Raw genomic sequence first — 26,837 nt, 5'->3', positions numbered from 1 at the left:
CTCCGTACGTACCGTCGTGTCCTGCTGGAGGTCCCCGTGAGTGACGTGTCCGACGACTCGATGGCCAAGGCCAAGCGCCTGGTCCTCGGCTTCCTGCCACAGGACCGGCAGCCGGGGACGGAAGAGGTGCAGAACGCGGTCAACGCCATCTTCGGCCTGCTGGCTGCGCAGGGGGAGGAGGTCGACCGGGAGTTGCTGTTCAAGGAGATCCGGACTCTGGTCGCGGTCTTCCAGGAGCGTTCCGTCGCACTCACGGACGCCAAAGGGCACGAGCCGTGGCTGTCCGAGGCGAAGATCAACCGGGACTGGGACTTCTGGGAGCGGTACCGCAGGTACCTCGAGGACGTGGTGAGTCTCCCGCCCTGGGTGGTGCGTCGTCTGGACCAGAGCTCGGACGACGTGCTGAGCCAGCTGGAGGATCCCCAACGTCCCGGTCCGTGGCGGCGCCGGGGGCTCGTGATCGGGCAGGTGCAGTCAGGCAAGACCGGCCAGTACATCGGTCTCGCCGCGAAGGCCGTGGACGCCGGATATCGCTTCGTCGTGGTTCTCGCAGGCATCCACAACGACCTCCGTAGCCAGACTCAGCTCCGGATCGACGAGGGCCTTCTGGGTTTTGACACCCAGCACCAGAGCCGGTCGGACCAGGATGGCCGGTCCCGTGCGATGGGTGTGGGCAAGATGCCGTCGCTGGTCAAGGAGTTCAAGATCGCGTCGCCGACCAACAGCGGGGAGAAGGGCGACTTCGGGCTTGCCACTGCCAAGACGATCAACTTCCCCCTGGGCAGCTTCCCCGTCGTCCTGGTGGTCAAGAAGCACTACAAGATCCTCGAGTACGTCCGCAAGTGGGTGCTGGACGTCCATGGGACCAAGGACGAGAACGGCGAGGAGACCGTCAAGGACTTCCCCATGTTCGTCATCGACGACGAGGCCGACAACGCCTCCATCAACACGGTGCGAGATCCTGAGGCGGATCCGACCAAGACGAACGCGGCCATCCGCAAGCTCATGAGGAGTTTCGACAAGTCCGCCTACGTCGGTTACACGGCGACCCCCTTCGCCAACATCTACATCGACCCGGATGCGGAGCACTCCGAGGCGGGAGAGGACCTCTTCCCCGCCAGCTTTATCCGCAGCCTTCCTTCGCCGACGAACTACCTCGGTCCCGAGAGGGTCTTCGGGCTCCAGGTGGACGACGAGGACGAGTCCGACGTCGAACCCCTCCCCCTCGTCCGGCACGTGAACGATGCGGACGCCTGGCTGCCGCCCAAGCACAAGGCCGGTGATGATCCGGGGGAGATCCTCCCGGGGTCCTTGCGCGAGGCGATCCTCTCGTTCGTGCTCTCCTGCGCCGCCCGGAGGGCCCGAGGGCAGACGAAGGTGCACAACTCGATGCTGGTGCACGTCACCCGCTTCACCTCGGTACAGGCCCGAGTCCGAGACCAGGTCGACGACCACCTGCGACTTATCGTGGACACGATCCGGGACCGGTACGGGAAGGCTCCCGAGCTGCGTGCCGAGCTCCGAGCCCTCTGGGAAAGGGACTTCGAACCCACCACCGACTGCTTCCCCGCGGACCAGGCCGAGCGTGTCACCTGGGAGCAGGTCTCGGAACAGCTTCTACCTGCCCTCAGAAAGATCCAGGTCAAGACCGTCAACGGAGCTTCAAAGGACGCCCTCGACTACTACGAGAACCGGAGGAACGGGCTCTCCGTGATTGCCGTCGGTGGGCAGAAGCTCTCTCGTGGTCTCACGCTCGAGGGACTGACCGTCAGCTACTACCTGCGGGCCTCGAAGACGTACGACACACTGCTGCAGATGGGCCGTTGGTTCGGCTACCGTCCCCGTCACGAGGATCTGTGCCGCCTGTACACCACCCCAGCGCTCGAGGACGCCTACGTGGAGGTCACCTCCGCGACGGACGAGCTGCGCAGGGAGGTCGAGGAGATGGCCACCCGTGGCCTCACCCCGACGGAGTTCGGCCTGAAGGTCCGCTCCTCCTCCCTGGGGCTCACCGTGACCGCGCCGAACAAGATGCGTCAGGGTACGAAGATCATGCTCAGCTACTCCGGTGAGGGACCGGAGACCGTGATCTTCAAACTCGCCGACAGGGCCGTCGACCACAACTTCGGGGAGCTGGAAGCCCTCGTCCGGCGCTTGGACGCGAGTGGTGACGCCGAGCAACCCTCCACGAACGGCAACGTCAAGTGGGACGGTGTGCCAGCCGACGTCGTTGCCGAGTTCCTGACGTCGTACGAGGCCGACCGTATGGCGCAGCGCGTGCGTCCCCGGCTCATTGCCAAGTACATCGAGCAGTGCACGAAGGTCGGCGAGCTCGACAACTGGACCGTGGTCCTGGTCGGCAGCACGAAGTCGAAGGAGCCGATGGATGTTGCGGGCCACACCGTCGGCCTCGTTACGCGCAAGGCCCTCAATCCTGAGGGTTTCCGGGCCGAGGGCAGGTACACGATCCGCCGCGTGCTCAGCCCGCCGGACGAGTTGATCGGCCTCGACGACGGACAGAAGAAGGCAGCGGAGAAGGCTGCGGGGATCACGGCGAACGAGCAGGAGAAGAAGTCGAAGTCGAAGACCCCGGCCGGCCCGTACATCCGTCGGCAGCGCCGCACCGACCAGGGCCTGCTGCTGATCTACCCCATCGCGGTCCCGGACGCCGACAGCGCCGGTACGAAAGCGCCCCTCGTCGGTTTCCAGCTGAGTTTCCCGCACTCCGAGTACCAGTCCAAGACCGAGTACGTCGCCAACTCGGTCTGGTTCCAGGAGGACGTCTACACCCTCGCAGAGGAGGACGACGAGTGACTGTCACCGAAGACGACTGGCAGACGCTGGAGAGCCCGCAGGACACTCCGGGGCGGTCCAGCATCAGTCTGTACACGGACTCACCTCTCGACATCCACCTTGCTGTCTCCCACCCTGGCCGCCAGCGCATGCTGGTCCTGCGTACGGACGCCCGCTCGGCCGACCCGATCGTGCGGTCGGTCAGCCGCCTGCCCAATGCCGCCGGGATCGAGATGAATCTGAGCGCGGTGTCGCGGGTCGAGTACGAACTCCAGTTGGTCCTGACCGCCAACGATCTCAACGAGGTGTTCAACCCGCTCGTCGCCGACGTCGCCGACGTCGCAAGGGACGCCCCCGACGCCACCGGCGCCCTCTCCGCCGCGGTGCAGCGGTTCGGCAGGTGGCAGGAGCTCCTGAGCGCCGTGGGCAGGGACGGGCTGACCGTCGAGGCGCGTCGGGGGCTCTACGGGGAGCTGCTGGTGCTGGGGGACGTGCTGCTCACCCAGCTGTCCCCGGCCGAGGCCGTAGCAGCATGGACCGGCCCCACGGGGACGAACCAGGACTTCGAGATGCCCGACGTGGCCGTGGAGACGAAGGCAAGCACCGCCAAGCGCCCTCGGAGCATCCGGATCGCCAGCGAGCGTCAGCTCGACGGGGCGGGCACGGCAGCGCTCCTGCTTGGTCTCGTCCAGCTCGACGAGCGTCGGGGAGGAACGGGGGAGAGCCTGAACAGACGGGTGGACGGCATACGCAGGCAGCTCACCGACCCCGCCGCCCGGACCCGCTTCGACGGCCTGCTCATCCAGGCCGGGTACCTGCCCGTACAGCGGGACCTGTACGACGAGCCCCGCTACACGCTTCGCGACCTGAGGTTCTGGCACGTGCGGGACGACTTCCCGAGGCTGGTCGAGTCCGACCTCCCTGAGGGCGTCGGCGACTGCTCCTACCGCTTGGACGTGTCGGCTCTGTCCATCTACAAGGCAGAGACCGACGAGGTGAAGGAACTGATCGGGGGATCGGATGGCTGAGCTCGATCTCGCGGAGTTCTCCAGGAGCCTGCTGGCCGACGTCCAGGCGACGGCCGACGCCGAGGCCGCAACCACTCCCGAGACGTTCACTCGGCGTGTCTTCGAGGACTTGGAGGAGGCCGGCGTCGTTTCCAACGCCTTCACCGCCTACCACAAGGCACACGGCCTCCTCGTGCACGGTTATGGCATCGGGGAGTCTGGTGAGTGCCTGGACCTGTTCGTGACGGACTTCCACCTCGCTCCCCTGGACACCAGGCTCACCAAGGGACCGGTCGAGACGTACTTCAGGCGTCTTCTGACGTTTGCCGTGCGGTGCCGGGACGGGCTCCAGAAGGACTTCGAGCCGTTCTCCGACGTGTACGACATGTGCTCGGCCGTCGCCAAGGCACTCACCGAGGTCCAGCGGGTCAGGCTCTTCCTGCTGAGCAACAGGGTGGCCACCCACACCGAGGCCCCCGCCACGGAACTCGACGGCCTGCCGGTGACCCACGAGGTGTGGGACCTGGCACGGCTGCACCGTCACGCGACGTCGGGAGCCCTCAGCGAGCCGATCGTTGTGCCGTTCTGCCCACCGCTTCCTTGCGTGGCGGCTCCCAGCTCCGAGGAGGACCACTCGGTGGTCCTGGCAGTCGTTCCCGGGCAGATGCTCGCCGAGCTGTACGCGGAGTACGACACCCGCCTCCTGGAGCTGAACGTCCGTTCCTTCCTCCAGACCCGGGGCGCGGTCAACAAGGGCATCAGAGAGACCTTGCTCCACGCGCCGGGCCGGTTCCTCGCCTACAACAACGGGATCACGGCGACCGCGTCGCAGGTCGACCTCGTGCGGGGGCCCGATGGCATACCCACCCACATCTCCGGGGTGCACGGCCTCCAGATCGTGAACGGGGGACAGACCACCGCCTCGCTCCACCATGCCCTCACGCGGGACAAGGCCGACCTGTCCGAGGTACGGGTTCAGATGAAGCTGACCGAGGTCGCCCCGGACCGACTCGCGGAGATCGTGCCGAAGATCTCGGAGTACTCCAACACCCAGAACCGGGTGACCCAGGTCGACTTCAGCTCGAACCACGAATACCACGTGGAGATGCAACGGATCACCCGTTCCCTGTGGGCGCCCGCCACCGACGGCAGTGGTCAGGAGACCCACTGGTTCTACGAGAGGGCCCGTGGCCAGTACACGGATGCCCTGGCGAAGGCCCGGACCCCCGCTCGGCAGAAGCAGTTCAAGAGGCTCAATCCCTCGAAGCAGAAGTTCACGAAGGCAGATCTGGCCAAGTACGTCCACTCGTGGCACCGACTGCCGCACATGGTCAGCCGGGGTGCCCAGAAGAACTTCGTGGAGTTCATGCTGCATGTCGACGAGGCTCCGCCGCGTGTGGACCTCCGGTACAGCCAGCGGGTGATCGCTATGGCTGTCCTTTTCAAGGCCGTGGACCGCATCGCCGCGATCCACGGTGCCGGCAGCCACAAGAGCATGATCACCACATACACCGTGGCCCGGCTGTCCCTGGCGACCGACCGTCGGATCGACCTCGACCAGATCTGGCGGGAGCAGGCCCTCTCGCCGGTCCTGACGGCCGCGGTCCACGACCTCTGCCCCAGGGTCATGAGGGCAGTGACCACGCCGCTGGCGGGGAACCACGTCGGTGAGTGGGCCAAGAAGGTCGCCTGCTGGGACGCCGTGTCGCAGGTGCCCTGGACCCTCCCTCCCGCACTCTCGCACGAGCTGCGTGACAAGCCGCTGGACGAGGACGCTCTCGCGGGCGGCACCGGCGACGAGACGGGTGCGAGCGACGAGGCCGCGCTGGTTCCTGCCGACGAGTGGTACGCGATCGAGGACTGGGCCAAGGAGACTAGGGTCCTCGAACCGTGGCAGCGGCAGCTGGCTCACTTCGTGGGCAAACGCCTCGAGCTCGGCGAGGACGTTCCCGAGGCACAGGCCGTTCAGGCGCTCCACACGCGCAAGGAGGCCCTGGGGCTGGGGTTCACCCCAGCTCTGTAGGAAGGGGAGGGAACACCCGCGACGAGGCTCATGCGCCGGTCGCGGGTCCACCGCAGCAGAGGGTCAGGGATGCCCCTTCTCGATCAGGTCCTTGATCGAGTCCTCCGCTCGCCTCAGCACGATGCGGCCGTCACCGTTACTGAAGGCGACGAGCTCGGCGCCCGGTGGGATGCCGGCTTCCGCCAGCAACCCGAGCGGCAACTCGACACGGCCGTGGTCGTCGACGCTGATTTCGACTGGTTCCCGGGGAATGGGCAAAGTGTGGCACCCTCCGAAGCGGGGCCTGTCGACGGGCTTACAAAGGTAATGATCATGGACGTGGGCCGCGGGGCGGGACGGCGGTGGGTCTCCACCGCCGCGGGCGAGCACCTACACGGGCGCCGGGCGCGGAACACGAGGCCGGAGATCCTTCTGCGGAAGGCCGTCCACCGGACGGGCCTCAGGTTCCGTCTCCAGCAACGGGTGGCCCCCAGATGCACGGCCGACTTCGTGCTGCCCCGCCACCACGTCGCCGTGTTCGTCGACGGCTGCTTCTGGCACGACTGCCCGGAGCACGGTCCCGAGGGGTTCCGCGGCCCGAACGCCTCTCTTTGGCGGGACAAGATCAACGCCAACAAGGACCGGGACCGGCGGAACACGGAGCAGGCCACAGCCGCCGGCTGGACCGTGGTCAGGGTCTGGGAGTGCGAGATCCGTCGGGACGCGGAGGCCGCTGCGAGACGGGTGGCGGAGGCCACCGGCAGGGGCACAGCAGCTCCGCGTCAGACCTCGACTACTTCTGTGAGGCGGCCAGCGTCAGAAGGTCGTCCGGACGGGCCTTCCGGTCGGGGCAGTACGCGAGGAACGGGCAGTCGGAGCAGACGGGTCCGTCCTCCCGGCACAGATCGGAACCGATGAGCCGGATCGCCCCCATCCGCAGTGGGGCGTCCTTACCCGCGCCCACGAGCTTCACCAGGTTGACGCGTCCCTCGCTGAGCCGGTTCGGATGGTTCGTGTCGAGGCCGTTCATCCGGGCCGCAACCCGCAGTGTCCCCTGCCCAACGAGCATGAGGTCCTCACCGATCAGCAGAAGGTAGAGGGCCTTCTCGCCTGGCTTCATGCCCAGCTTCCCTGGGATGTCGAGCCGCTTTTCCCAGCGCCAGGCATAGGGCTTGTCCACGAGTGGGGTCAGACGGTCGAGGCGGGACCGCGCCGGTGCCGTGGGTGCCATCTCCAGCAGCCTGTCGAGCAGCTTCGCGGTCAGCCTCTTCGCCCGCCGGACGATGCCCATCAGTTCGGCCATCTCGGCTGGTCTGATCTTCGCCCCGGACAGTATGGCGACCACCGCGGCATGGAGCGAGATCTGCTCCACGTCTGGTTCGTCGGGGAGCTGATACCAGTCGGCGCCGTCCCGGCGCTGCTTCGCCCACTCCGTGAGTGCGCCCCGGACCTCACGCCAGTGGGGCTGAAGGCCCTCCCGATCGCCGGAAGCGTCGTCGGCCGGCCTGAGAGCCTCGGCGGCCGCCTCGCCCAGCAAGGGAGGGACGGCGTTGCCGATCTGCCGGAACGCATCGCTGCGAGTGCCTGAGAACCGGAACCTGTCAGGGAACGTCTGGACGCGTGCTGCCTCACGCACGGTGAGCGTGCGCAGCTGCTCCGGGTGGATGTACCAGTAGCCGTCCTTGGCGATGTGAGCGGTGATCGTGCGGCTCAGCTGCTGCCAGTCCAGCTTCTTGTACTTGTCCGTGTACTTGTCGGTGGCGTAGCGCTGATACGTCTTCTCTTCATCGGTCTTCAGCAGCTCGCCCAGGTCCGAGTATTTGGTCCTGGATCCCATGAGCTCGAAGATCCGGTGGTCGTCCTTCCGGACCCTGCGGGTCATGTGGTCCCACACGCGCCCCCGGGGAGCGCCCGCGCGCATCATCTCCGCGAACGGCGACAGGTTGCGCGGCTTGCGATAGGACATCTCCCGCTCGCCGACCCGCGCGGTGGGCACGACCTCCAGTTCGGGAAGATCACCGATGGCGTCATGCAGGGTGGTGGGCTGGACGTCGGGATCCCGCCAGTTGAACTCGGCCACGTCCCTCCGGGCCAGAAGGATCAGTCGCTTCCGGTGCTGCGGAACGCCGTAGTTCCACGCGTCGACGAGGCGTACCTGCGTCGCGTACCCGAGCTCCTCCAGCTTCTCCTCGATCGTCCGGATCACGAAAAAGTCGTCGTGCAGGCCCATGTCGGGCACGTTCTCCATGAGGACCACTCGGGGCCGGACCCGCGTGACGATGTCCAGGTAGGCGCTCCAGAGCTCCTTCCGCCGGTCCTCCGGATCACGCCCGTGGTTCTTGACCAGGTCGCGGATCTTGTTGCGCCCGGCCCGACTGAAGGGCTGGCACGGAGGGCCACCGGCAACGAGGTCGATGTTCGCCGAAGCGAGGATCTCCACGAGCCGGTCGCGCTCGGCGGGGTCACCGAGATCCATGTGCAGACTGAGACCCGGGAAGTTCGCCCGGTGCGTCTCCAGCGCACGCTCGTCAAAGTCCACCGCTGCCGCAGTGGTCCAGCCCGCCCGCTCCACTCCGGCGCTGAGCCCCCCGGCACCGGAGAAGAGATCGACGGCGAGCCGCTTGCCCTTGCCGAAGCCTTCCAGCCACTCCTGGAACGTCTCTGGGGTGCAGCTGTCGGGGTGTGGGGCCAGCTTGAGGTAGTCACTGCGTTCAAGAGGTACGCCGTAGCCGCTCCCCTTCACAGCACAACCCTCCATACGCACGACATGAACGAGCACCAGGAGATCACAGACCTACTGGTGGAAGCAAGGATTCTGGCACTCCGGGCACCGGGATCAGCGGAGGTGCCGACAGCTCCCCAGCTCGACTTTCGCACCCCCGCCACCTGCGGGCTCGAACCGGTGTTCCACGTGCCGAGATGATCGATCATAGTCGAGCCCAGCGTCTGATTCAGCGCAGTTGGCGGGAGTGATTGGTCACTCGTCCGACTAACGAAGCCAGGACACAGAAGGCACGTTCGAGTTACCGCGGGATCGCCAAACACTAGCGCCCAACAGGCTCCTTCAGCCACATGAGTCACGCGTGAACCAGCTGTCAAAATCCAGCCAGTTCACCATGAACCGGTGGCATGGCGCCCCTGGCAGCGCGACAAGCGGGGGCGCGGGTGGACTTCGAGAACGCCAGGTCTTGTCACGAAATTCAGTCGCTCATCGGTTCACGCCACCGAATTGAGCGACCGACGCCAACGAGGTCAGTGGCTACCCCGCGCCGACATAGCTGGGCTCTCATCACCCCAATGTCCTGATTACTGCGTCGATCAGAGCTCCGGCACGCAGGTCATCGCGCCCACTGACGATGTGGTTCATCACGTAGCCGAAGGCAATTCCGTGATCCGGGTCAGCGAAGGCCAAGGAGCCTCCCCGGCCGTTGTGACCGAAGGCGCTTGGCCCACTCATGGGGTTGTCCTGGGTAGGCAGCTGGTACCCAGAGGCGAACCGGCTCGGCGCCACCAGCACCTGGTCCATCCCGGCCGCCTGCTCCTTGGCCGCCGCCGCGACGGTCTCCGGGCTGAGCAGGCGCACGCCGTCCACCTCGCCGATCAACGCCGCGTACATCCGAGCCAGGGCGCGCGCCGTACCGATGCCATTCGAGGCTGGCAGTTCCGCGGCCTGCACCTCGGGTGAGTCGAAGTCGATCGCGGCCGGGTCCGTGACCGCGTACGCCCTGTTGCTGAAGGAATTCGGGTCGCGCCAGGCAGCCACCTGCTCGCGTAGTTCTTCGGGGACCGAGTCAGCGGGCAAGGTGGTGAGGTCGACGTTCGGCTTTCTGTACGCCATGCGGCTCACGCGGTGGCGTTCGTTCGCCGGCAGGCCGATGAAGAAGTCCTGGCCGAGGGGAGCCGCGATCTCGTCGGCGAAGAAGCGGCCGGGAGTGCGGCCGGACACGCGGCGGATCACCTCGCCGACCAGCCAGCCCCAGGTTCGGCCGTGGTAGCCGTGCGCGGTGCCAGGGGTCCACACGGGGCGCTGCGTGGCCAGTGCGGCCGTCATCGGGTGCCAGGACAGAGCCTCGGCCAGTGGGACCGGACGGTCCAGCGTGACGAGGCCGGCCTGGTGGGACAGCAGCCAGCGCACCGGGATGTCCGCCTTGCCGTTCGCAGCGAACTCCGGCCAGTACTCGGCCACCGGCGCGTCCAGGTCCAGCAGGCCGCGCTGGGCCAGCATGTGCGCGGCGGTCGCGGTTGCCCCCTTGGTGGCCGAGTAGACGAGCTGGAGGGTGTCCCGCTCCCACGGACGTCTGGTTTCGCGGTCGGCGATACCTCCCCACAGGTCCACCACCGGTCGGCCGTCCTGGTACACGCAGACCGCCGCGCCGATGTCTCCGTGCCGGGCGAAGTTTTCCGCGAACGCCTCGCGTACGGGCTCGAACCCGGCCGCGACGTCACCGCCGATCGTCGTCATGCCGCCCATCGTGGCACTCCGCTTGCCCGTTTCCAGAAGCCGGGTTGCCTCCTGCACCCGAGCGCGGGCGTCCGGTTCAGGACGCGGCGGGCAGGGCCTGGAGGCGATCGCGGAACTCGCGGACTGCTGGGATGGCCTTGTGCGGTTCGAGCCGCTCGGCGAACTCCTTCAGGCGATCCAGTGCCCGTACGGAGCTGACCTTGTCTTCGAGGAGCGAGGCGCCGTAGTTCGCGGCGTCGAGTGCCCCGTCCAGGTCGTGGCCGGCCAGTCGGGCTTCGGCGAGGCGGCTGGACCGTACGGCCTTGTCTCGGGGCGTCGCTTTCTGAACCGAGACCTCCAACAGGCTTGTGGCTTGCTCCACTTGGCCAGCTCGCAGCAGCACCTTGCCCTCGGTGGATTTGAGTTGGGCCTCACCGAACCAGTCGAGCCAGTCGGGATCTTCGCCCTCCGTGTGGCGGTCCCAGTTGGAGACGGCGCGATTCAGTGCCGTGCCAGCCCGCTGGTGGTCGCCGTCGCGGGAGAGCGCTTCGGCCTTGTGCAGGTGGAGGAAGGACTGGGTGTAGGGCGACAGGGTGCGAGGGGCGTTCTCGATGGCGGTGGAGATGAGGTCGACACGTTCAGCGGTCCGGCCGGCTTCGGAAACGTGGACGCCCATCTCCGCCAGGACGAAGGCGCCGAAGGCGTCGTCGCCGGCGGTACGGGCGCTGCGCAAGGCGCCTACGTAGTACTGCTGTCCCGCGGACCGGAGCCCGGCGTCGTAGGCCATCCAGCCGGTCAGATGCGACACCTGTGCCGCCAGCCCGTAGAGGCGAAGGCAGATCTCGTCCGTGTACCGGCTCGCGCTCAGGAGGCCGGTGATCAGGGCGAAGTCACCGCGTGACTGTTCCAGGAGACGGGCACCGCCGAGCTGGTCGTCGAGCGTGCGGAGGGTGGTGATGCGCTGCTCGATCGTCGAGACCATCGTGTCGGTGACGCGATCGCCGTTGAGCGCCGAGGCGAAGGCGGACGGCGCCTCGGCCCAGCTCGCCGCCAGCCCTGTGAGGGCGGCACCGGTGATGGTGAGGAACCCCCGGCGGTCCAGGCGGCCACTACCCACCAGGTCGTCGAGCGCTTCGACGGTGCCGGCCTCGTTCCATGGAGCGGTGAGCCCGGTCACCTCCCATACGGGCAGCCAGCGCGGCCACTGCTCGGCCTGTAGCTGCTCGCTCGGGACCCGCAGCAGGTCTGCGAGGACGCGCTGCGCGTCTGCGTCGGGCTCTTGGCCCTGCTCCCATTTCCATACGGTGGTGCGGTTGGTCGCGAGCGGGATTCCGAGCGACTTTCCGTGGGCTTGCATGAGGCGGGCGAACTCCGCCTTGCCCCAGCCGCGGGACTGGCGGACGAAGGTCAGCGGGTGGACGGCTAACGGCTCACCGGGCACGTCATCACTCCCGTTCATCGCTCGCGGCGTTGCTCCGAGGCTACTGGTCCTGTACGCGCAGGGAAGGGCGTCCCCAAGAGAAACCCCCTGGAAACGTTCCGGGCTTGCAGGTCAGGACGTTGACTTGGTGTCAGCCGTCGGGGGCAGTGCGCAAGGCGCCGCTGCTCGGGCGGTTTCCCAGATCGGCGGCTCCATGTCTGCGCCCCCTATCGGGCATGGAGCCGCTCTCCAGTCCTTCGGAGGCGTTCACCATGCCCACCCTCGTCACTCGATTCGTTCTCTCGGGTATCAAGGAGGAGGTCTCTCCTGCCCGGCGCATGGTCGTGGACAAGGTTCGGGCGTGGGGCGTCCGCCTGGATGGCGAGACGACGGACGCGATCCGCCTTGTGGTCTCCGAGCTGGTCACCAACGCCGTGCTCCATGGGGTGGGCCCCGTCACCGTGGAGTTGTGCCATCAGCCGGGCAGCCTGGTCATCGGCGTGTTCGACAGCAGCGAGGCGATGCCGGAGGTCGATCATCCGGCCTTGGGTGCTGAAGGCGGGCGCGGACTCGGGTTGGTCGGCTTCTTAGCGGTCCGCTCAGGCTGGGAGCCCGTAGAGCACGGCAAGCGAGTCTGGGCGGAGGTGGCTCTCCCCAAGGCAGCTCCTGCCGTCCGCGCCGCTGTTCTGCGCCGGTTCTTCCTGGCCAGGCCGGGGCCTCGTGCCCGATCCGGGACCGAGGCGCCCAGCTCGGCGACGGCCTGATGGGCCGCCACGCGGGAGGGCGGGTTCGTCTGCCGGATTCCGGTGTGGTGTTCAGGCCGACTCGTAGAGACATCGACCCTTCCACGGGTGAGCCCACAGCTCATGCGCTCTGGGACCGCCACGCATGGGAGCCGAGCGGCCGGTGCTGGCTCTGGTGCGGGCAGCTGGACGTCGAGGTGACATGGCTCGGGCCCGTGTGCTCCAGCGGCATGCACGCGGACCTCTACTCCTGCCGGGCGTGCCTGTACGAGCTGGACCAGCGGGTCCTGGAGTCCAACATCCGCCGCGACATAGCCGCTCTGCCCGTCATGCCCTCCATGCCCGGTCCCCCACGGCGCTGAGGGCGTGGCGTGACCGAACCATCGAAACCTCCCCGATCACAGACTTCCCGCCGGAACCCCGGCCGGGAGAACCCGAAAAGGAAGGAGCACGAGGTGGTACAGAGCACGACAACAACGCCGCCGGCCCCGAGTGGCCTCCTGGTGGCGGTGGAGGAACTGACCGCCGTCCATGACCGGTACGACAGCCTCCGGTCCGACAACCAGGGCAACTCCGGCGACGCGCCCTGGCCGGGCGGGGACGGCAACCTGACCGACATCGAGTAGCGCCAGCGCGGCGGGGGCCGACCCGGTCCGCTGTGTCGGCCCCCGCCGCGTACGCGTCGTCGCATGACTGAAGCCGTACTACTCAAGGAGGCTGTGATGGAACACCAGTTGGTCGGCGCCATCGAGCGCGCACTGGGTTGGACCGGGGTGGAGGAGCTGGGCAAGGGCTTCGCTCGCGGCAACCTGGGCGATCCCGCGCTCGTCTCCCGCATCCTGACCCCGAACCGCCTGCTCGACATCGTGATGCGCCGGAGCCTGAACCGTCCGCAGTTCCGGCGCTTCCAGCAGGGCGAGGAAGTCCACCCGGCGATCTACTACACCGACAGCGTCAGCCCGCGGGGACAGAGCATCCCCATGGTCAATATGCGCAGTCTCGGCCGGCTGCTCGACGAGGGCGCGACGCTCATCCTCGACCAGCTCAACACCTTCGACCCGACGATGGAGGTCGCCTGCCGCGCACTCCAGTGGTGGTCGCACGAGCGGGTTCAGGTCAACGCGTACCTGACCACGAACGACGCCTCGGGCTTCCCGCTGCACTGGGACGACCACGACGTGGTGATCGTCCAGCTCGCCGGCGAGAAGGAGTGGGAAGTGCGCGGCACCTCCCGAACGGCACCTATGTACCGGGATGCCGACCCCAACACCACCCCGACCGACGAGATCGTCTGGTCCGGCGTGATGAGGACCGGCGACGTCATGCACATCCCCCGCGGCCACTGGCACCAGGCGACCCGGACAGGCAGCGGCTCGGGCAAGAGCCTCCACGTCACGTTCGGCATCACCAAGCGCACCGGCGCGAGCTGGCTGGCGTGGCTGGCCGACTGGTGCCGCGAGGAGGAGATCTTCCGCCACGACCTGGATCGCCACGGCATTGACCGCCCGGGCGGAACCCGTGGCGAGGCCCTGGCCGAAGCCGCCACCCGCCTGATCGGCGACCGCTCTCCGGCCGACTTCCTGGCGGCATACGAGCAGGCGGCGGCGCTGCCGCGCCACGTGCCGTTCCTCGACATCCTGGGCTCGCTCGACGCCGTGGTGTGCACCACGCACTTTCCGCCTCGGCTCCAGGAGAACGGCGAGACGGTCGACATCGTGGCCTCGGGTAAGAAGCTCACCCTCGCGGCCAAGGCCGTTCCGGCGCTGCGTCTGCTGCTGAGCGGCCGTCCCGTCCCCCTGGAACGGGCGGCGGCGCTCGTCGGAACCGAAGTGGTGGAGGTGGCCGAGATCCTGGTGAAGGAGGAGATGTGCGCGACTCTGACCCCCGAGTTGTCCTCGGGCTACACAGGTCTCGTCACGAACGCCGTCTTTTGACCGGGGCGTTGGACCTCGGCGTCACCGCGATCGACACCAGCGCCAACTACCTCGGCTTCCGCTCCCACGAGGTCCTGGCACGCACCGCCGGTGATCTGCTGCCGAAGTTCACGCTCTCCACGAAGGTGGGCTACTTTCCAGGCGTCGGCGGGGTCGAGCACTCGCTTGACCCCGTACGGCTGCACGCCGCCGTGGAACACGCGGTACGGGATCTCGGGAGGGAACCGGACCTGGTGTTCCTGCACAATCCCGAGCACTCCCTGTCGGCGGAAGGCACGCGATCACGGGATCGTCTAGCCGAGGCGTGCGCAACCCTCTCCCGTGCTGCGGAAAAGGGACTGTGCGTGGCCTGGGGCATCGCGACCTGGGATCCGACGTCACTGCCACCCCTGATCGAGCCGACCATGCCGAAGCCGTCCGTACTCATGGTCCGCGCCGGCCTGCTGGTCGGCTCCAGGACTCTGGACGCCGCTGAAGCCCTGACGACGGCCTGGGGCCTGGATCCGGCATCGGTGTGGGGAATGAGCCCCTTCGGCGGCAGCGTCAAGGCTCCGGTCTGGGGCCGGATCGACCCTCGGGTCTTCATCCGGAACGGCATCGGACTCTCCCGCACACAGGCCGCGTTCCGTGTCGCCTACCGGCTGCCCGAGGTCAGCAGTATGGCCGTCGGTACAGACGAACCAGCGCACTTGGGGGAGCTGCTGGGCGCTCTGGTCGCGGAGCCCGACGAGCGGGTGATCGGTGAGTACCGGCGCCTTCTTCGCGACCACACCATCACTCAGCCAGCCTGAAGAAGCTCCTGAACGATCTCCTCGGCCATCCGGAGGGCCGGCTCCCGTCGCGGATCCTGTGGGTGCGCATCCGGTCCGAGGATCTTCGAACACGCGAACAGCGTCATCAGCTTGCCGTCCCGGCTCGCGAAGTCCGCGTGCCGCTCCCGCCGCATGCGATCGGCCAGGGCCGGGACGACGAGCGAACTCGCCCACAGCGACGCGGAGTCCAGCCCTCGAGGAGCGTTTCCCCAGTCCTCCCAGTCGAAGAGGCAGAACACCGGCCCGGTCATGTTGGCCCAGTTCAGGTCCGCGTGCGCCGGCACCCACTGCTCAATGGTCGTGTCGAAGGCTCCGGGCACCGCACTGTGAATGGACTCGGTGACAAGGTTCTGCGTGATGGGGTCGGTGTCCGGCGTGGCGACGCGGTTCGTCGTCTGGGCCGCGAGCGAGTCCAGCGATGCGTTGAACGCCTGCCACCAGTCGTCGGGCAGCGCGGGGTCCTCCGCCAGTACGGCGGTCCCGATCGGCCTTCCGGGCAGCAGGCTCGTCTCGTCCGCCCGCCACATCACGGAGTCGTCAAGGTCGCGCCAGACCACACACCTCCGCCACTCAGGCTGGGCGATTCCCTGCAGGCGGGCGGCGCACTCGGTGCCGTTCCATCCCTGGTCGCCGATCTTGTCGAGCCGACGTCGCTCGATCCGGACCCAGGTGTCTCGCTCCGTCCGAGCCCCCACGGATCGGCGCTTACGCACCACGGTGTCTGGGACCAGCCCCGTCTGCAGCGACCGCTCAACGCACGCAAGCACCTTGTCGACCGACTCGACGCGTAGATCAACAGCACGACCAGCGGGGACCGAGAAAGTCATGCGAGCGACCGTAGCAGCGAGTCGCCCGGCACATCGGCGTCCTGAGCGGGCCGCGCTGCCCCCGTTGTCAGCCGCCGACGACAACCTGTAGGTGCTGCTTGAGCTCGTCCGCGACCCGCTCGTGGTCTCCGCCGGCCGGGATGCGCCAGTCGGTGTCGATGTCCCGCTCATAGGCGAGCTCGGAGGTGAAGCGGATGAGGTCGGGGGCCGGGAGGTACGCGTCGCGAAGCCACAGGATGAATGAGGCAGCTTCGTCGACCGTGGTCGAGCTCAGGGCGATCGTGTCGCGAGACTCGTTGTCGGCGAATCCGTCGAACTCCTCTCCCTCCGCCGTCATCACCCAGAAGGACAGGCGAGCCGAGTGCCCGTCCTCCTGCCGGTAGCGGACCTCGGGGAAAGCGTCGTCGAGCGCCTGACCGAAGGCGGCCAGATCCAGATTCCACCCTTGCGGGTTCTTCGCCGGCGCGTAGAGCAGGTACGCGGTGCTGTACTCGTCGAAATCCACGGGGTCCTCTCCCTCTCGGCTACTTGACGCACTTCGATACTCAATGACAGGCAGCCTGCATCCCCGCCACCCCGCTACCGATGAGGGGACTTGCCTCGGTCCGGAGCCACAGCACGGGTGCTCGGCTGTATCGGCGGCTGTGTCGCCCCCGCCCGGCTCCAGGCCACGGTGGTGCGTCGGCGGGCGGCTTCGGCGACACGGTTCGGGGCAGCGTTTCGGCCCGTGTGCTGCATACGGGCGATGAGAACCCGCGCCGGCTGGCGTTTATGAACAGCTCGCTGCGTGCCGTCTTCGACGTCTTCGTCGTTGAAGTGGGCAGTGTCGGGGGCCCGTCATGGACACCCGGTGCTGTCGTGTCGTCGACGCAAGGAAGTGAGCTATGCGAGTGCAGCGGGTGCGGGTTCCGGACTCGGATCGGGTGTCGTACACCGTCATCGACGACGGCGGACTGCCCGTCGAGGCGGCGGATGTGTACCTGGGCCACCTGACCGCGACGGGACGTTCGCCGTACACCGTGGAGGCGTACGCGCACGACCTGCGGGACTTCTTCGAGTGGACCGGCCAACGCGACGCCGACTTCCGGTGCTTGGGCCTGGAGGACCTCGCGGAGTTCTTCGTCTGGCTGCAGCGACCGCGCCCGGCCCGTCAGCCCGGCGTGTACCAGCTGCCGGGCACTCCGCCCGCGGTCGGCAACACCACGCTCGTACGCAAGCGGGCCGCACTCGCCGGGCTCTACCGGTTCCATGCCCGCCGGGATGAGACCGTGCCAGCCTTGCTGGGGGAGCTGACCGGGCCGCGGCCGATGGGCCGGTACGTGCCGATGCTGGCGCACACCCGGCGCCACGGACCGGGGCTGGATGCTTACAGTCCGATCCGTATCGCCACGGCACCGAAGGCGCCCGCCACGGTGACCGCCGGTGAGACCCGGCGTCTTGTGGACGCCTGTGCCCGCCTGCGGGACCGGTTCTTGATCATGCTGCTGTCGGAGACCGGGCTGCGGATCGGGGAGGCGCTCGGGCTGCGGCACGAGGACCTGCGGCTGCGGGCCGGGGAGGTGCGTGTCGTTCCCCGGGAGAGCAACGTCAACGCCGCCCGGGTGAAAGGGCTGAAGCCCCGTACGGTCCCGGCCGGACCTGAGGTTTTCGACGCCTACGCCGACTATATGGAGAGTGAGTACGGGACGCTGGACTGCGACTACGTGTTCGTGAACCTGTTCCGGCCGCCGGTGGGGGCGCCGATGACCCGCAGCGCGGTCGAGGACCTGGCGGCCCGGCTGCGCAAGCGGACGGGGATCGGGCACTTCACGCCGCATGTGCTGCGGCACAGCTGGGCGACCCGGCTGCTGCGGGCCAAGGTGCCTATCGAGGTCGTGGCTGAGTTGCTGGGGCATTCGTCGTCGCAGGTCACGGAACAGATCTACGCGCATCTGACGGTGGAGGATCATCGGGAGGTCCTTGTCTCGGCAGGGCTGTTGAGGAATGGGAGCGTGAAGGCGTGAGCACGCTGGAGCGCGTCCAGCCGCCGGCCGGTCTGCTGGAGCGGCTGATGGAGGTCGTGCGGCCGGAGTTCAGGGGCGAGGAGTTCTATCCGCCGCGTGCCAGCCGGGTGTTCTTCCAGGGCGAGTGCCGCATCCCGTCGTGCGAGCGGATGCTGAGCTACGCGGTCAAGCGGCTGTGTACCGCGCACTACCAGCGGTGGGTGCAGGCTGGCCGCCCCGAGTTCGAGGCGTGGGTGCCGAGCGAGGACGCCTACCACCGGCACCACCGTGTGATCCGGGGCTGCGCGGTGACGGGCTGCCGCCGTTCAATGAACGGGTGCGCGCCGCGGATTTGCACCCGGCACACGGAGCTGTGGCAGGCGGCCGGGGCGCCGGACCTGGACGAATGGCTGGCCACCACGCGTTACGAGGCGCCGCCGCACGGCGAGCGGGACTGTGTGCTGCCCGACTGCCCGTGGTGGACGACAGGCCCCGGTTCGGTGTTGTGTCGGCGGCACTACATCCGCTGGCGCAACAACGGCCATCCCGAGCTGCTGGACGACCAGTTGATCGAGTGGTTCGAGCGGCTGGAACTGCGGCGCGACCCCTACATCCGGTTTCACGACCTGGGGCGCCAGGTCCGCCTGGAGGTGCAGTTCGGGTTGCAGCGCCGCGCCGACATCGGAGACCGGCACACGGCTCCACGGACGGTGACCCGCGCGCTGAGCTGGATCCGCGAATCGGGCGTGCACAGCCTGATGGACTTCGACGAGACGCAGTGGCGGGAGTTCTGCCGCGTCGCGCGCAAGGGCTACCAGTCGCTGTCCTATGCCTTCATTCGCGACACCCGGTTCGAGCTGCAGCGGCTGCTGGTCGCCGACGATCCGTGGGCCGACCAGTTCCCTCGCGACAGCTGGGATCTGCGGCTGCTCGGCCTGGCCAACGAGGACTGCTGCCGCCTGCACTTCGGTGGCATTCCTCAGCCTTGGCTGCAGGATCTGGCCAAGCGGTGGGCCCGCTGGCGGCTGACCCGCGGCAGCAACCCGGCCGGCTTGGCCATCAGCGTCCAGGCCGTCACCCGCCTGGCCTGCCACTTCGCCGACGTCGACGGTGTCGATGCCGGACCGGCGGCGCTCAACCGGGCCCGCATCGAGACCTGGTTCGCTGCCCTGCAGGCCGAAGGACACAGCGAGCACTTCCGCTCGCGCGCCATCAGCTGCGTCGGTGTCTTCCTGCGCGACGTCCATCGCTACGAGTGGCAGCCGGACCTAGCCCGCAGCGCGGCCATCTACGACGACGCGCCCAAGCCGCGCGGGCTGAAGCCGCGGTTCATCCCCGAACACCTCATGCGCCAGTTGGAGGCTCCCGAGGCCGTCGCGCAGTTCCCGTCCGACGACGGACGGGTGCTGCTGAAGATCCTCATGGCCTGCGGTCTGCGCACGAAGGACGCCCGCTGGCTGCCCTTCGACTGCATCGTCCGGGACGCCGAGAACAACCCCTACCTGGCCTGGCTCAACCGCAAGATCCACGACCGCCCGGCGTTCTTCCCGCTGAGCGAAGACCTGGCGGCCGAGATCGGCCGCCAGCAGCAAGCCGTCCTCGAACGCTTCCCGCAGGGCTGCAAGTGGCTCTTCCCCGCGGCGCTGAAGAACGTCGACGGCAGCAAGCCGGTCAGCGACCGCCGCCTGCGCGACCACCTGGCGATCTGGCTGGAGCGGCTCAGCCTCACCGACGAGCACGGCGCCCCGGTGAAGGTGACCTTCCACCAGTTCCGGCACACCCTGGCCACCCGCATGATCAACGCCGACGTTCCCCAGCCCGTGATCCAGACCCTGCTCGATCACATGTCGCCGGCCATGACCGCCGTCTACGCCAAGCTCCACGACAAGACGCTGCGGCGGCACTGGGAGAACGCCCTCAAGGTCAACCACGAGGGGCAGAGGGCCGAGATCGCCTCCGACCACCCGCTCGCCGGGGCGGCCTGGGCCAAGATGAGCCTGGTCCGCGCGAAGGTGACGCTGCCCAACGGCTACTGCGGAGCCCCGGTGCAGACCGACTGCGAGTACGCCAACCCCTGTCTGGACTGCCGGTTCTTCATCACCACCGGCGACTTTCTCCAGCAGCACCACCAACAGCGGCAGGAGACCAGCGAACTCATCGCCCAGGCCGAACAATCCGGGCTCGCCCGGGTCGCGGAGAAGAACCGCCGCACCCTCGGCAAGCTCGACACGATCATCAGCGCCCTCGAGGGGACTACCGAGAACCAGATCGTCATTGGCGGCCAGGTGGAGGACGTCGATGCCGCCAGCTGACAACACCGCCGCACTGTCCGAGGCCACCCGGCGTCGCAGCGAGCGCGCTCGCAGTGACGCCGAGAAGACCATCTCGGCAGCACAACGCACCGGCGACCGGACCAGCTTCGCGGCGATCGCGAAGGCGGCAGGAGTCTCGAGGTCGTGGCTATACACCCAGCCCGACCTCGTCGCCGCCATCCGACAATTGCAGGACCGGCAGCCCGCCACCGAGCGAACCGGGTCACAGCCCGCGTCGGTCGCCTCCGTCCAGCGACGGTTGGAGACCGCGCTCGCGCGCATCAAGCAACTGCGCGCGGAGAACAGCGAACTCGCCAGACGCCTGGAAACTGCCTACGGCGAGATCCGCCGACTATGTAGCGAACGGTCCCCTGACCTGCACCGTTGAAGCGAGCCCGGCAGCCCGCTCACGACACCGCAGATCCTCGTTAGTGCTACTCAAAAGCACAGAAAAACCGCTCATCCGCGCGGGAAGAAGTAGTCGAGAAGTGCGACGAGGGTGGAGATGATCCCAGCGAGGCTAGCCAGAACGCCGACCACGACAAGTGACTGAGTCGGTCCGCTCGCGTTCGGGTGGTTCCGGCTGCGTCGCACCAGGAACTTCCGGATGCGTTTGGGCTCGTTGACGAGCATGGACCGGGTCAGCTGGTAGTGCGTGCGGAACAACACGAGAGCCATCACGAGAGCACTGGCCCCAACTGTTCCCGGCGTCCCCGACGGCTCGTAAATCAGGCTCCACAAAGCGATCAGTAGGCATAGTTCAGTCAGACGGCTGATCCATTTGGTTAGGCGTCGCCCTAGGAAGCGGGCCTCGTTGAACACTGCCCCCACTCTGAGGGCCACGCCTTCCTCCCACGCCTTGGATCCACCTTCGATCCTCGCCACGGCCATGTGCGGCCAGTCGAAGATCTTGTCCAAGCGGTCGCCGCCGATCTTGAAACTGATCTTCTGTGGATCGGAAGGCGCAGAGACCTCAATCTGCAGTTCAGTAATCACGGGCTCGCTGCCCAGGTGCACTCGCAACGAGGCGAGGTCGGCCCACTCATGTGTCTCAGCGGTACTGAGGATCAGGTCCTCTCTGGTCTTCTTGCGGGTGTTCTTCGTGTATCGGACGGTCAGCTGACCGGTCGGAAGAGCATCCTCAAAGATCGTCAGCAGGTCTTCCAAGTTCTTCCACGAGAACCAGCAGCCACCACGCACAACGCGCATCCCCCACTCCGTCATGGCAGGGAACCTAGCGGCTCAGTGATCGCTCTGTCAGCAGAGCCAACAGTTATTCGGGGCCGCCCAGTCGCGGGACTCCGAGGTCATCGTGGGAACAACCGTCACAGACATGTCTCTCACGCAAAGCACCAGATCAGAGCCTTGAAGAGCCACTGAGCTATCCATAATCCAGGGCCGTGTCCAGTTCTCGCTGTGCGGCAGCTTCCTTGATGAGTTGGTGGGGCTCGTGGCCGAGGGCTTCGGCATCGGCAAGGAGAGTGGCGAGGGCAGGCCAGGCGTCTTCGGCGAGGATTCGATCGGCATGTCCCGGGACCGCGGCTCGAACGTCGTGGGCAAGGACCCGACGCCTCTCCTCTCGTGGGCTACGAGCTTTGAGGTCGGCGAGCACCGGAGTGGCGGCCTTATCCGCAGCGGCTTGGAGGTGTCGCTGCGCCTGGGCGGCAGCCTCCGTCTGCTGGGCGTGTCCCATGGCCTCGTGCCAGCGCTTCGCGATGACCGTGGCCCATACGAGGGCGGCGAGCAGAGCGGCCAATGCGCTGCCGTCCGGGCCTGTGGCCGTGTGCACGATGTCGCGAGCCGCAGAACGCATCGCGTGGGCGACGCGATCTTCGGCACGGATCTTGGAGCGCTGCGCGCGAGTGAATTCCCTGGCGCTGGCGCGCAGTTCCGCGCTCAGTGTCGTGGGGGCCGTCTGTGCAGTGGCTTCGAGCAGTTCTCCGAGGGCTGCAATGTGCGCCTGGGCGGCCTGCAATTCCGTACCGCCATCGCCGTCGGTTGGCGCGAGATCAGCGTGGAGGGTGTCGAGCGCGTCGACGGCCTGCTGCCAGGGGGTGTCAGGACGGGCGCGACGGGCGGTGGGGTGTTCTTCCGGGCTAGCGCTTTCCAGACGGGCCTTCAGCTTGGGCAGTGAGAGGTCGGGGGCGATCTTTCCGCCCGGATGGAAGATCTGCTCTCCAGCCTTGTTCAGGTCATCAGGGCGACCTATCGCGTAGCCGAGCAGATCACCGGACGGGCCGCGCCTGGACTTCACGGCCACGCCCTGGGCTTCGAGGTAGGCGAGGAGCTCTTCGGCGTCGCGTGCATGCGGGATGGCGGCCCGGACCGAGTCTTCGAGCCATTGCCGGCTGGTCTGCTCCCAGCCCTTGCGCTCGGCCTTGTGCATCTCCCCTTGGGTGGGTCGGCGGCCGGCAGTGCGGTCCCCCTTCTTCAGCTGCCGAAGTCCGTAGTCCTTCTCGATCTCTCGGCAGGCGTCGCCGACACGGATCCCGCTGTCGTGCAGCTTGGGGCGGCGGCCGTCCTCGCGAACGGTGGTGGCGAGGATGTGGATGTGGTCGTCAGCGTGGCGTACGGCGATCCAGCGGCAGGCCAGGTCGTCTCCGGGCGGGGCAATGCCGGCGGCTTCGACGACGCGCTGAGCTATCTCGCCCCACTCGACGTCGGAGAGGTACCGGTCTTCAGGGGCCGCCCGCACGGGGCAGTGCCACACGTGATCGGTGACCTTGCGCCCGAACTCACCGTTCCGCAGGCGCACGGGCTCGTCGAGGTAGCGGGCGAGTTCGGTCAGAGTGGCGCTCTCGTCGCGACCAGGGTCGGGCATGCCGAGCATCGCGAAACCCGCGACGATGTGCGGGTCCAGGTGCTCGTCCTGGCGGCCAGGGCCGTAGAGATAGGCGAGCAGCCCCCGGGTATTGGAACCGGCCGGCTTGATGGCGGCGATCATGCGGCTGCTTCCTCCTCTTCCACCGGGTCGGCGGGGTCGCGCAGTGTCTCGGCGATGAGTTCCAGCAGCGCCTGGAGTTCGACGAGGTGTTGACGGATGTCGGGTGGGGTGAGGTCGCTGTTCAGGGCACGGGCGATCTGGTTGACGTTCACGCCGATGCGGTTGAGCTGGCGCAGCACCTGGGCGCGGAAGTGATGGGTGCGGCGGCGATCCTCGGAAAGGGGCAAGTTTGCGGTGAACCGTCCGCTGATGAAGGCGACGACCACGTCGGCAGCGAAGCCGCCCTCGCCCTTGTAGCCGTGCTCGGCGGTAGCTACCTCAAGTGCGGAGAGCTCGTCGACGGTGAAGCGCAGAGGGCCGATGCGCTGGCCACGTTTGTCACCGGTGAAGCGGCGGATCGTGGGCTGCACGCTCTTTACGGCGGGCTCGCCGGCAGCAGTCGTAGCATCGCGAACGGGGCGGAGGATCTCGCGCTGTGCGGTGTGGAGCGTGTCCAGGTCGCGGCCGCCCTCGGCCTCGACCTCCCGGTTCGGCGCCCCCTGGCGCCGGGCCTCCTCCGCCACCCCCGGGGCGGAGATCCCCGAAGACCGGCCTTGAGTCGGACTCGGGGTACTACTGGCTCCGCCGGGGGCAGGCAGTCCGAACGCACGGCGCCAGAGCGACCTTCGGGGTTGGCTCTTCGTCGACACCGACGCGTCTTCGTGGGCGCTCTCGCGGTGGATCGGGTCGTGGGTCACAGGTGTTCTCCGGATGAAGGCGAAGGGAGCGCGCGGTTCTGGGCTAGGGGCGGATGGAAAGCGGGGAGCCGCCCGCCGCATCCACAGGTGTGGAAAACGCCCGGTCCACGGTTCAGACCGGCGGGCTGCCGGGTGACCGGAAGGGTTCCGGTCACCCGGCAGAGGTTCCGCTCAGCCGATGGCGGGCTCGTTCTCGGCGGAGGTTGCCCGCTCAGCCCGGAGCACCTCCATCACCTTGGTCAGCCGTTCGCTGCCGACCGTCAGGTTCTTGTCCTCGACCGCCGTTCGGACGACAGCGCGGGAGAGTTTTCCCTGCTCGGCAACGGCAGCCCGGCCGATCGCTACGAGCTCTTCGAGCGGGACACCGGGTGGGCGTCCGCCACGCGGTTTGCTCTCTGCGGGCGCCGAGGACGGTTCCGGCGACTGAACGGATATGGCGGCCAGCGGCCGAGCGTCATGGTTCGGTTCGACGATCTCCTCGGCAGGCCGACCGACTACGGAGGCTGGAGGCTCGGTGGACCGGCCGAATGTGGTCGCCTGCCGATCCGGCACCTGCGCGGTACCCGATCCCGCAGGCTCCGCGGGGTGCTCGACGAGCTGGTGGATCTGCCGCATCAAGACGCCGAAGGCGGCCATCGCGGCGGCCGGCGGCACCGCTGCGACCACGTAGTCGAGGAACGGGACAGCTGTGGCGCCGCCCGTGTCGCTGACCCCGGCGACGTTCAGCGCGATGGAACCGGACGATCCGATGGCCGTGACGCCGATGGCCCATCGGTCGGTGACGCGGCGCAAGGCGGCACGCAGCATGAGTAGTTCGCCAGCGATGATGAACGCGTCCAGCGTGGCGGGCCAAGCCCAGCGGCGGATCGGCGACGTGCCGAGCCCGTGCTGGCCGGCGACGTCGGCCAGGTGCGCGTAAGAGAGCCAGAACGCTCCGGCGGTCAGGGCGACGATGACGACGCCGGCCAAGGCGAGCGCGTACCGCTCGGCGTCGTGCGTATGCACCGACGGCTGGCGCGTTCCGGGGTGGTGCGCCGATTGCGGGCGGTGGGGTTGTCGAGGGTGGGGAAGGGTGATCAAGCGGGGTTCTCCTGGGGTGGTGACGTGGTGCGTCTTGAACGTCTTGGCCGTTGCAAGCGCAGGTCAGGGCGTTACGGCAGCGGCTACGGCAGTCCGTCTTGCGAGGCCGCTGCCGTTTCAGCCCGACTGCGCGCCCGCGCGCCGTGCACCTCCCGTCTTGGCGCACACGGCCGCGATCTGCACGGATACGGCAGGGACGCCTAGGACGTCACGAGACGGATCGGGACGATGTCTTGGGCGAGTGGCTCATCGGCGCTGCTCGCGCTGCCGTCTTGCCACTGGATGCCGTCTTGGCTGGAGGTCGCCTGACCTGCAAGATCACGGCAGGGACGGCAAGGACGGCATCCCGAAGGGGCGGGCGGGCTACCCTTCTCGGAGGCTGGGATCGGCCCCGACGGGGTGAATGGTGGGGCAGTACCGGCGCCAGGCGTCGAGGAACTTGTTGCGCATGTAGCCCTTGCGCTGGGTCCGGTCGGCCATGCGGACGTTGCCGGGCCTAATGTCGAACTCGCGCAGCATCCTTCCCAGTTCGCGGGACGTCAGCCCGGTACGGCCCCACTCCGCCCACGGAGCCTCGTCGTCCTGGCGCAGGTGGTGGAGGAGCTCCTCGGTGGACAGACTGTCCACGTCGCGCTGGGCATGGAAGACCCGGCGAATGTCCGCGAGGATCCTCGCGCCGCTCGGGTTCTCCTCCTCAGCTGCCACTTCGGCGGCGACCATGACGGCGCACGCGTGGCGCGCGCGGCGGGGCCACTCCCCGCCGGCCAGATCGGCAACGATGACCAGCGGCTCCCAGGTGTCCGCGGCCCGGTCCTCGACCGGCATGTGCGGCTCCAGGTCAGCGGCCTCGTCGAGCAGTGGCTTGGCCCACGCGGCGATACGGTCGCGCAGACCGTGCAGGGCCGGTACGTCGCGCCGAGACCGGAACGGCTTGACCTTCTCGCCCTCCGCACGCCGACGCATGCGGATCACGATCGCCCGGTCCATGATCGTGTCGGGCAGGTCACCGATTCCCGCGATCGCCGCCATCGCGAAGGTGGCGAAGCGGTGCGGGGTGTGGTCGTTGCCCACGACCCGGGTGACGTACCGGTTGCGCTGGTGGCCGGCGTTGAGCAGGCCGCGCATCTCCTCGTTCTTCTCGGCCACCTTCGGGGAGCCGAAGATGGTGTCCGCCTCGTCCACCAGGAGAGTGGGCGGGTTGTCCTCGGTGATGGACCGGAAGATCGCCGCCGGTGTGGTGTTGATGGTGAGCATCGGGTCGTGGACCGTCTCGGTCAGCACGTCCAGCAGCCGCGACTTGCCGCACCGCTTGGCGGGGCCCACCACGGCCAGGCGCGGAGCGTGCTGCCACGCTGCCTGCAGGTGTGTCGCCGCGACCCACAAGGTGATCGCGTCAAGCGCCTCCCGTGAGGGGGCAATCACGAACTGGGCTATCTGCGAGCGCAGTTCGTCGAGCAGGGCCGAACCGCGGGTCGGCTCCACGTCTGGCGCCGTAACGGGCTCGGCCCGCGCCTCCGTCTCATCGGCGCCGTGGTCGCCCGTGTCCGCGCTCAGTTCCGGATCATCGGACTCGGCCTGCGATGCGTGGAGGTGAGCGCCAGGCCGGCCGGGTATGGCCGTCGCGGGCCAGTTCGTCTGGGCGGCGGAATACGGCTGGGGGTTCTCGGGTTGCACCGAGCGGCTCCTCGTCTGGCGGCCGTGGGCTTGCACGCCCCGCCGCCGGGTCGGATCTCATGGGATTGCTGGGGAGTCACGGGGCCTTCGGCGTTGCACCGCCGGGGGCCCTGCCTCTTCTCGCGGGCG

22 protein-coding genes and 2 pseudogenes are annotated in these 26,837 nt (G+C 68.0%); 12 read left to right on the top strand and 12 right to left on the bottom strand.

Features of this window, described 5'->3' with window-relative positions; all coding sequences use genetic code 11:
* Positions 1-36 precede the first annotated feature (36 nt).
* From BLW14_RS17370 to BLW14_RS17360, 3 genes are read left to right on the top strand one after another with little or no spacing between them, the layout of a single operon-like run.
* The gene (locus BLW14_RS17370) at positions 37-2,814 is read left to right on the top strand and encodes a Z1 domain-containing protein (RefSeq protein WP_093708165.1); all 2,778 of its coding nucleotides are present in this window, start codon (positions 37-39) and stop codon (positions 2,812-2,814) included.
* Positions 2,811-3,821, top strand: a complete 1,011-nt coding sequence (locus BLW14_RS17365) for a PD-(D/E)XK motif protein (protein WP_093708164.1) — start codon at positions 2,811-2,813, stop codon at positions 3,819-3,821. The genes BLW14_RS17370 and BLW14_RS17365 overlap by 4 nt, the downstream gene beginning before the upstream one ends.
* The gene (locus BLW14_RS17360) at positions 3,814-5,823 is read left to right on the top strand and encodes an AIPR family protein (RefSeq protein ID WP_093708163.1); all 2,010 of its coding nucleotides are present in this window, start codon (positions 3,814-3,816) and stop codon (positions 5,821-5,823) included. Before BLW14_RS17365 ends, BLW14_RS17360 begins: the two co-directional genes overlap by 8 nt.
* 63 nt (positions 5,824-5,886) lie before the next feature.
* On the opposite strand, the gene BLW14_RS17355 is transcribed toward BLW14_RS17360, so the two are convergent.
* Positions 5,887-6,081 carry a hypothetical protein gene (locus BLW14_RS17355; RefSeq protein ID WP_256332819.1) on the bottom strand — a complete coding sequence of 65 codons (195 nt, stop codon included), beginning with the start codon at positions 6,079-6,081 and terminating at the stop codon, positions 5,887-5,889.
* Between the two features lie 48 nt (positions 6,082-6,129).
* Here BLW14_RS17355 and BLW14_RS35185 point away from each other — a divergent pair.
* Positions 6,130-6,501: pseudogene (locus BLW14_RS35185) on the top strand (very short patch repair endonuclease); the annotation flags it as partial.
* A gap of 94 nt (positions 6,502-6,595) precedes the next feature.
* Here BLW14_RS35185 and BLW14_RS17345 read toward each other — a convergent pair.
* The 3 genes from BLW14_RS17345 to BLW14_RS17335 form a co-directional block, all read right to left on the bottom strand.
* On the bottom strand, positions 6,596-8,545 hold the full coding sequence (locus BLW14_RS17345; protein ID WP_093708162.1) for a DNA cytosine methyltransferase: 1,950 nt from the start codon (positions 8,543-8,545) through the stop codon (positions 6,596-6,598).
* Between the two features lie 546 nt (positions 8,546-9,091).
* Positions 9,092-10,264, bottom strand: a complete 1,173-nt coding sequence (locus BLW14_RS17340; protein ID WP_093710766.1) for a serine hydrolase domain-containing protein — start codon at positions 10,262-10,264, stop codon at positions 9,092-9,094.
* Between the two features lie 76 nt (positions 10,265-10,340).
* On the bottom strand, positions 10,341-11,702 hold the full coding sequence (locus BLW14_RS17335; RefSeq protein ID WP_093708161.1) for an NsdA family TPR-like regulatory protein: 1,362 nt from the start codon (positions 11,700-11,702) through the stop codon (positions 10,341-10,343).
* Between the two features lie 233 nt (positions 11,703-11,935).
* On the opposite strand from BLW14_RS17335, the gene BLW14_RS17330 reads away from it, so the two are divergent.
* From BLW14_RS17330 to BLW14_RS17315, 5 genes are all read left to right on the top strand, one after another.
* Positions 11,936-12,427: an ATP-binding protein gene (locus BLW14_RS17330; protein WP_256332818.1), complete on the top strand. Its 492-nt coding sequence runs from the start codon at positions 11,936-11,938 to the stop codon at positions 12,425-12,427.
* 44 nt (positions 12,428-12,471) lie between these two features.
* Positions 12,472-12,768, top strand: a complete 297-nt coding sequence (locus BLW14_RS17325; RefSeq protein ID WP_256332817.1) for a hypothetical protein — start codon at positions 12,472-12,474, stop codon at positions 12,766-12,768.
* A 93-nt stretch (positions 12,769-12,861) separates the two neighbouring features.
* Positions 12,862-13,032, top strand: a complete 171-nt coding sequence (locus tag BLW14_RS34530; RefSeq protein ID WP_177153847.1) for a hypothetical protein — start codon at positions 12,862-12,864, stop codon at positions 13,030-13,032.
* A 96-nt stretch (positions 13,033-13,128) separates the two neighbouring features.
* Complete coding sequence (locus BLW14_RS17320; protein ID WP_093708158.1) at positions 13,129-14,340, top strand: JmjC domain-containing protein; 1,212 nt, start codon at positions 13,129-13,131, stop codon at positions 14,338-14,340.
* Positions 14,274-15,131, top strand: a complete 858-nt coding sequence (locus tag BLW14_RS17315; RefSeq protein ID WP_093708157.1) for an aldo/keto reductase — start codon at positions 14,274-14,276, stop codon at positions 15,129-15,131. The genes BLW14_RS17320 and BLW14_RS17315 overlap by 67 nt, the downstream gene beginning before the upstream one ends.
* Here the strand turns inward: BLW14_RS17315 and BLW14_RS17310 are convergent.
* The 3 genes and pseudogenes from BLW14_RS17310 to BLW14_RS35755 form a co-directional block, all read right to left on the bottom strand.
* Complete coding sequence (locus BLW14_RS17310) at positions 15,119-15,979, bottom strand: hypothetical protein (RefSeq protein WP_093708156.1); 861 nt, start codon at positions 15,977-15,979, stop codon at positions 15,119-15,121. The genes BLW14_RS17315 and BLW14_RS17310 overlap by 13 nt on opposite strands.
* Before the next feature lie 67 nt (positions 15,980-16,046).
* A complete protein-coding gene (locus BLW14_RS17305) occupies positions 16,047-16,484 on the bottom strand; it encodes a hypothetical protein (protein WP_093708155.1) in 438 nt (145 codons plus the stop codon).
* 74 nt (positions 16,485-16,558) lie between these two features.
* Positions 16,559-16,747 (bottom strand): annotated as a pseudogene (locus BLW14_RS35755) (mobilization protein); the annotation flags it as partial.
* A gap of 116 nt (positions 16,748-16,863) precedes the next feature.
* Here BLW14_RS35755 and BLW14_RS17300 point away from each other — a divergent pair.
* Genes BLW14_RS17300 through BLW14_RS17290 form a run of 3 tightly spaced genes read left to right on the top strand, consistent with a single transcriptional unit; the run spans position 16,864 to position 20,661 of the window.
* Positions 16,864-17,982, top strand: a complete 1,119-nt coding sequence (locus BLW14_RS17300) for a tyrosine-type recombinase/integrase (protein WP_256332816.1) — start codon at positions 16,864-16,866, stop codon at positions 17,980-17,982.
* Positions 17,979-20,273, top strand: coding sequence for a tyrosine-type recombinase/integrase (locus tag BLW14_RS17295; protein WP_256332815.1), 2,295 nt, complete (start codon positions 17,979-17,981; stop codon positions 20,271-20,273). Before BLW14_RS17300 ends, BLW14_RS17295 begins: the two co-directional genes overlap by 4 nt.
* The gene (locus BLW14_RS17290; RefSeq protein ID WP_093708153.1) at positions 20,260-20,661 is read left to right on the top strand and encodes a DUF6262 family protein; all 402 of its coding nucleotides are present in this window, start codon (positions 20,260-20,262) and stop codon (positions 20,659-20,661) included. The genes BLW14_RS17295 and BLW14_RS17290 overlap by 14 nt, the downstream gene beginning before the upstream one ends.
* Before the next feature lie 71 nt (positions 20,662-20,732).
* On the opposite strand, the gene BLW14_RS17285 is transcribed toward BLW14_RS17290, so the two are convergent.
* From BLW14_RS17285 to BLW14_RS17265, 5 genes are all read right to left on the bottom strand, one after another.
* A complete protein-coding gene (locus tag BLW14_RS17285) occupies positions 20,733-21,497 on the bottom strand; it encodes a hypothetical protein (RefSeq protein WP_093708152.1) in 765 nt (254 codons plus the stop codon).
* A 157-nt stretch (positions 21,498-21,654) separates the two neighbouring features.
* Entirely contained in the window at positions 21,655-23,217 is a 1,563-nt protein-coding gene (locus tag BLW14_RS17280; protein ID WP_256332814.1) for a relaxase/mobilization nuclease domain-containing protein, read from the bottom strand.
* A complete protein-coding gene (locus tag BLW14_RS17275; protein WP_093708151.1) occupies positions 23,214-23,780 on the bottom strand; it encodes a MobC family plasmid mobilization relaxosome protein in 567 nt (188 codons plus the stop codon). Before BLW14_RS17275 ends, BLW14_RS17280 begins: the two co-directional genes overlap by 4 nt.
* A 345-nt stretch (positions 23,781-24,125) precedes the next feature.
* Positions 24,126-25,034 (bottom strand): DUF2637 domain-containing protein, encoded by a 909-nt coding sequence (locus BLW14_RS17270; RefSeq protein ID WP_371128079.1) that lies wholly within the window; start codon positions 25,032-25,034, stop codon positions 24,126-24,128.
* A gap of 363 nt (positions 25,035-25,397) precedes the next feature.
* Entirely contained in the window at positions 25,398-26,708 is a 1,311-nt protein-coding gene (locus BLW14_RS17265) for a DUF3631 domain-containing protein (protein WP_093708149.1), read from the bottom strand.
* Positions 26,709-26,837: the final 129 nt, after the last annotated feature.

Source organism: Streptomyces sp. 2131.1 (genome assembly GCF_900105515.1).
Lineage (GTDB): Bacteria > Actinomycetota > Actinomycetes > Streptomycetales > Streptomycetaceae > Streptomyces > Streptomyces drozdowiczii.
Note: the sequence above shows the minus strand (reverse complement) of the source record. Positions and strands in the feature narration are given on the sequence as shown.

Coding starts and splice junctions, on each gene's coding strand:
- BLW14_RS17360 (WP_093708163.1), top strand. CDS start 3,814: ATGGCTGAGCTCGATCTCGCGGAGTTCTCCAGGAGCCTGCTGGCCGAC.
- BLW14_RS17340 (WP_093710766.1), bottom strand. CDS start 10,264: ATGACGACGATCGGCGGTGACGTCGCGGCCGGGTTCGAGCCCGTACGC.
- BLW14_RS17335 (WP_093708161.1), bottom strand. CDS start 11,702: ATGAACGGGAGTGATGACGTGCCCGGTGAGCCGTTAGCCGTCCACCCG.
- BLW14_RS17330 (WP_256332818.1), top strand. CDS start 11,936: ATGCCCACCCTCGTCACTCGATTCGTTCTCTCGGGTATCAAGGAGGAG.
- BLW14_RS17320 (WP_093708158.1), top strand. CDS start 13,129: ATGGAACACCAGTTGGTCGGCGCCATCGAGCGCGCACTGGGTTGGACC.
- BLW14_RS17310 (WP_093708156.1), bottom strand. CDS start 15,979: ATGACTTTCTCGGTCCCCGCTGGTCGTGCTGTTGATCTACGCGTCGAG.
- BLW14_RS17300 (WP_256332816.1), top strand. CDS start 16,864: ATGCGAGTGCAGCGGGTGCGGGTTCCGGACTCGGATCGGGTGTCGTAC.
- BLW14_RS17290 (WP_093708153.1), top strand. CDS start 20,260: ATGCCGCCAGCTGACAACACCGCCGCACTGTCCGAGGCCACCCGGCGT.
- BLW14_RS17285 (WP_093708152.1), bottom strand. CDS start 21,497: ATGACGGAGTGGGGGATGCGCGTTGTGCGTGGTGGCTGCTGGTTCTCG.
- BLW14_RS17280 (WP_256332814.1), bottom strand. CDS start 23,217: ATGATCGCCGCCATCAAGCCGGCCGGTTCCAATACCCGGGGGCTGCTC.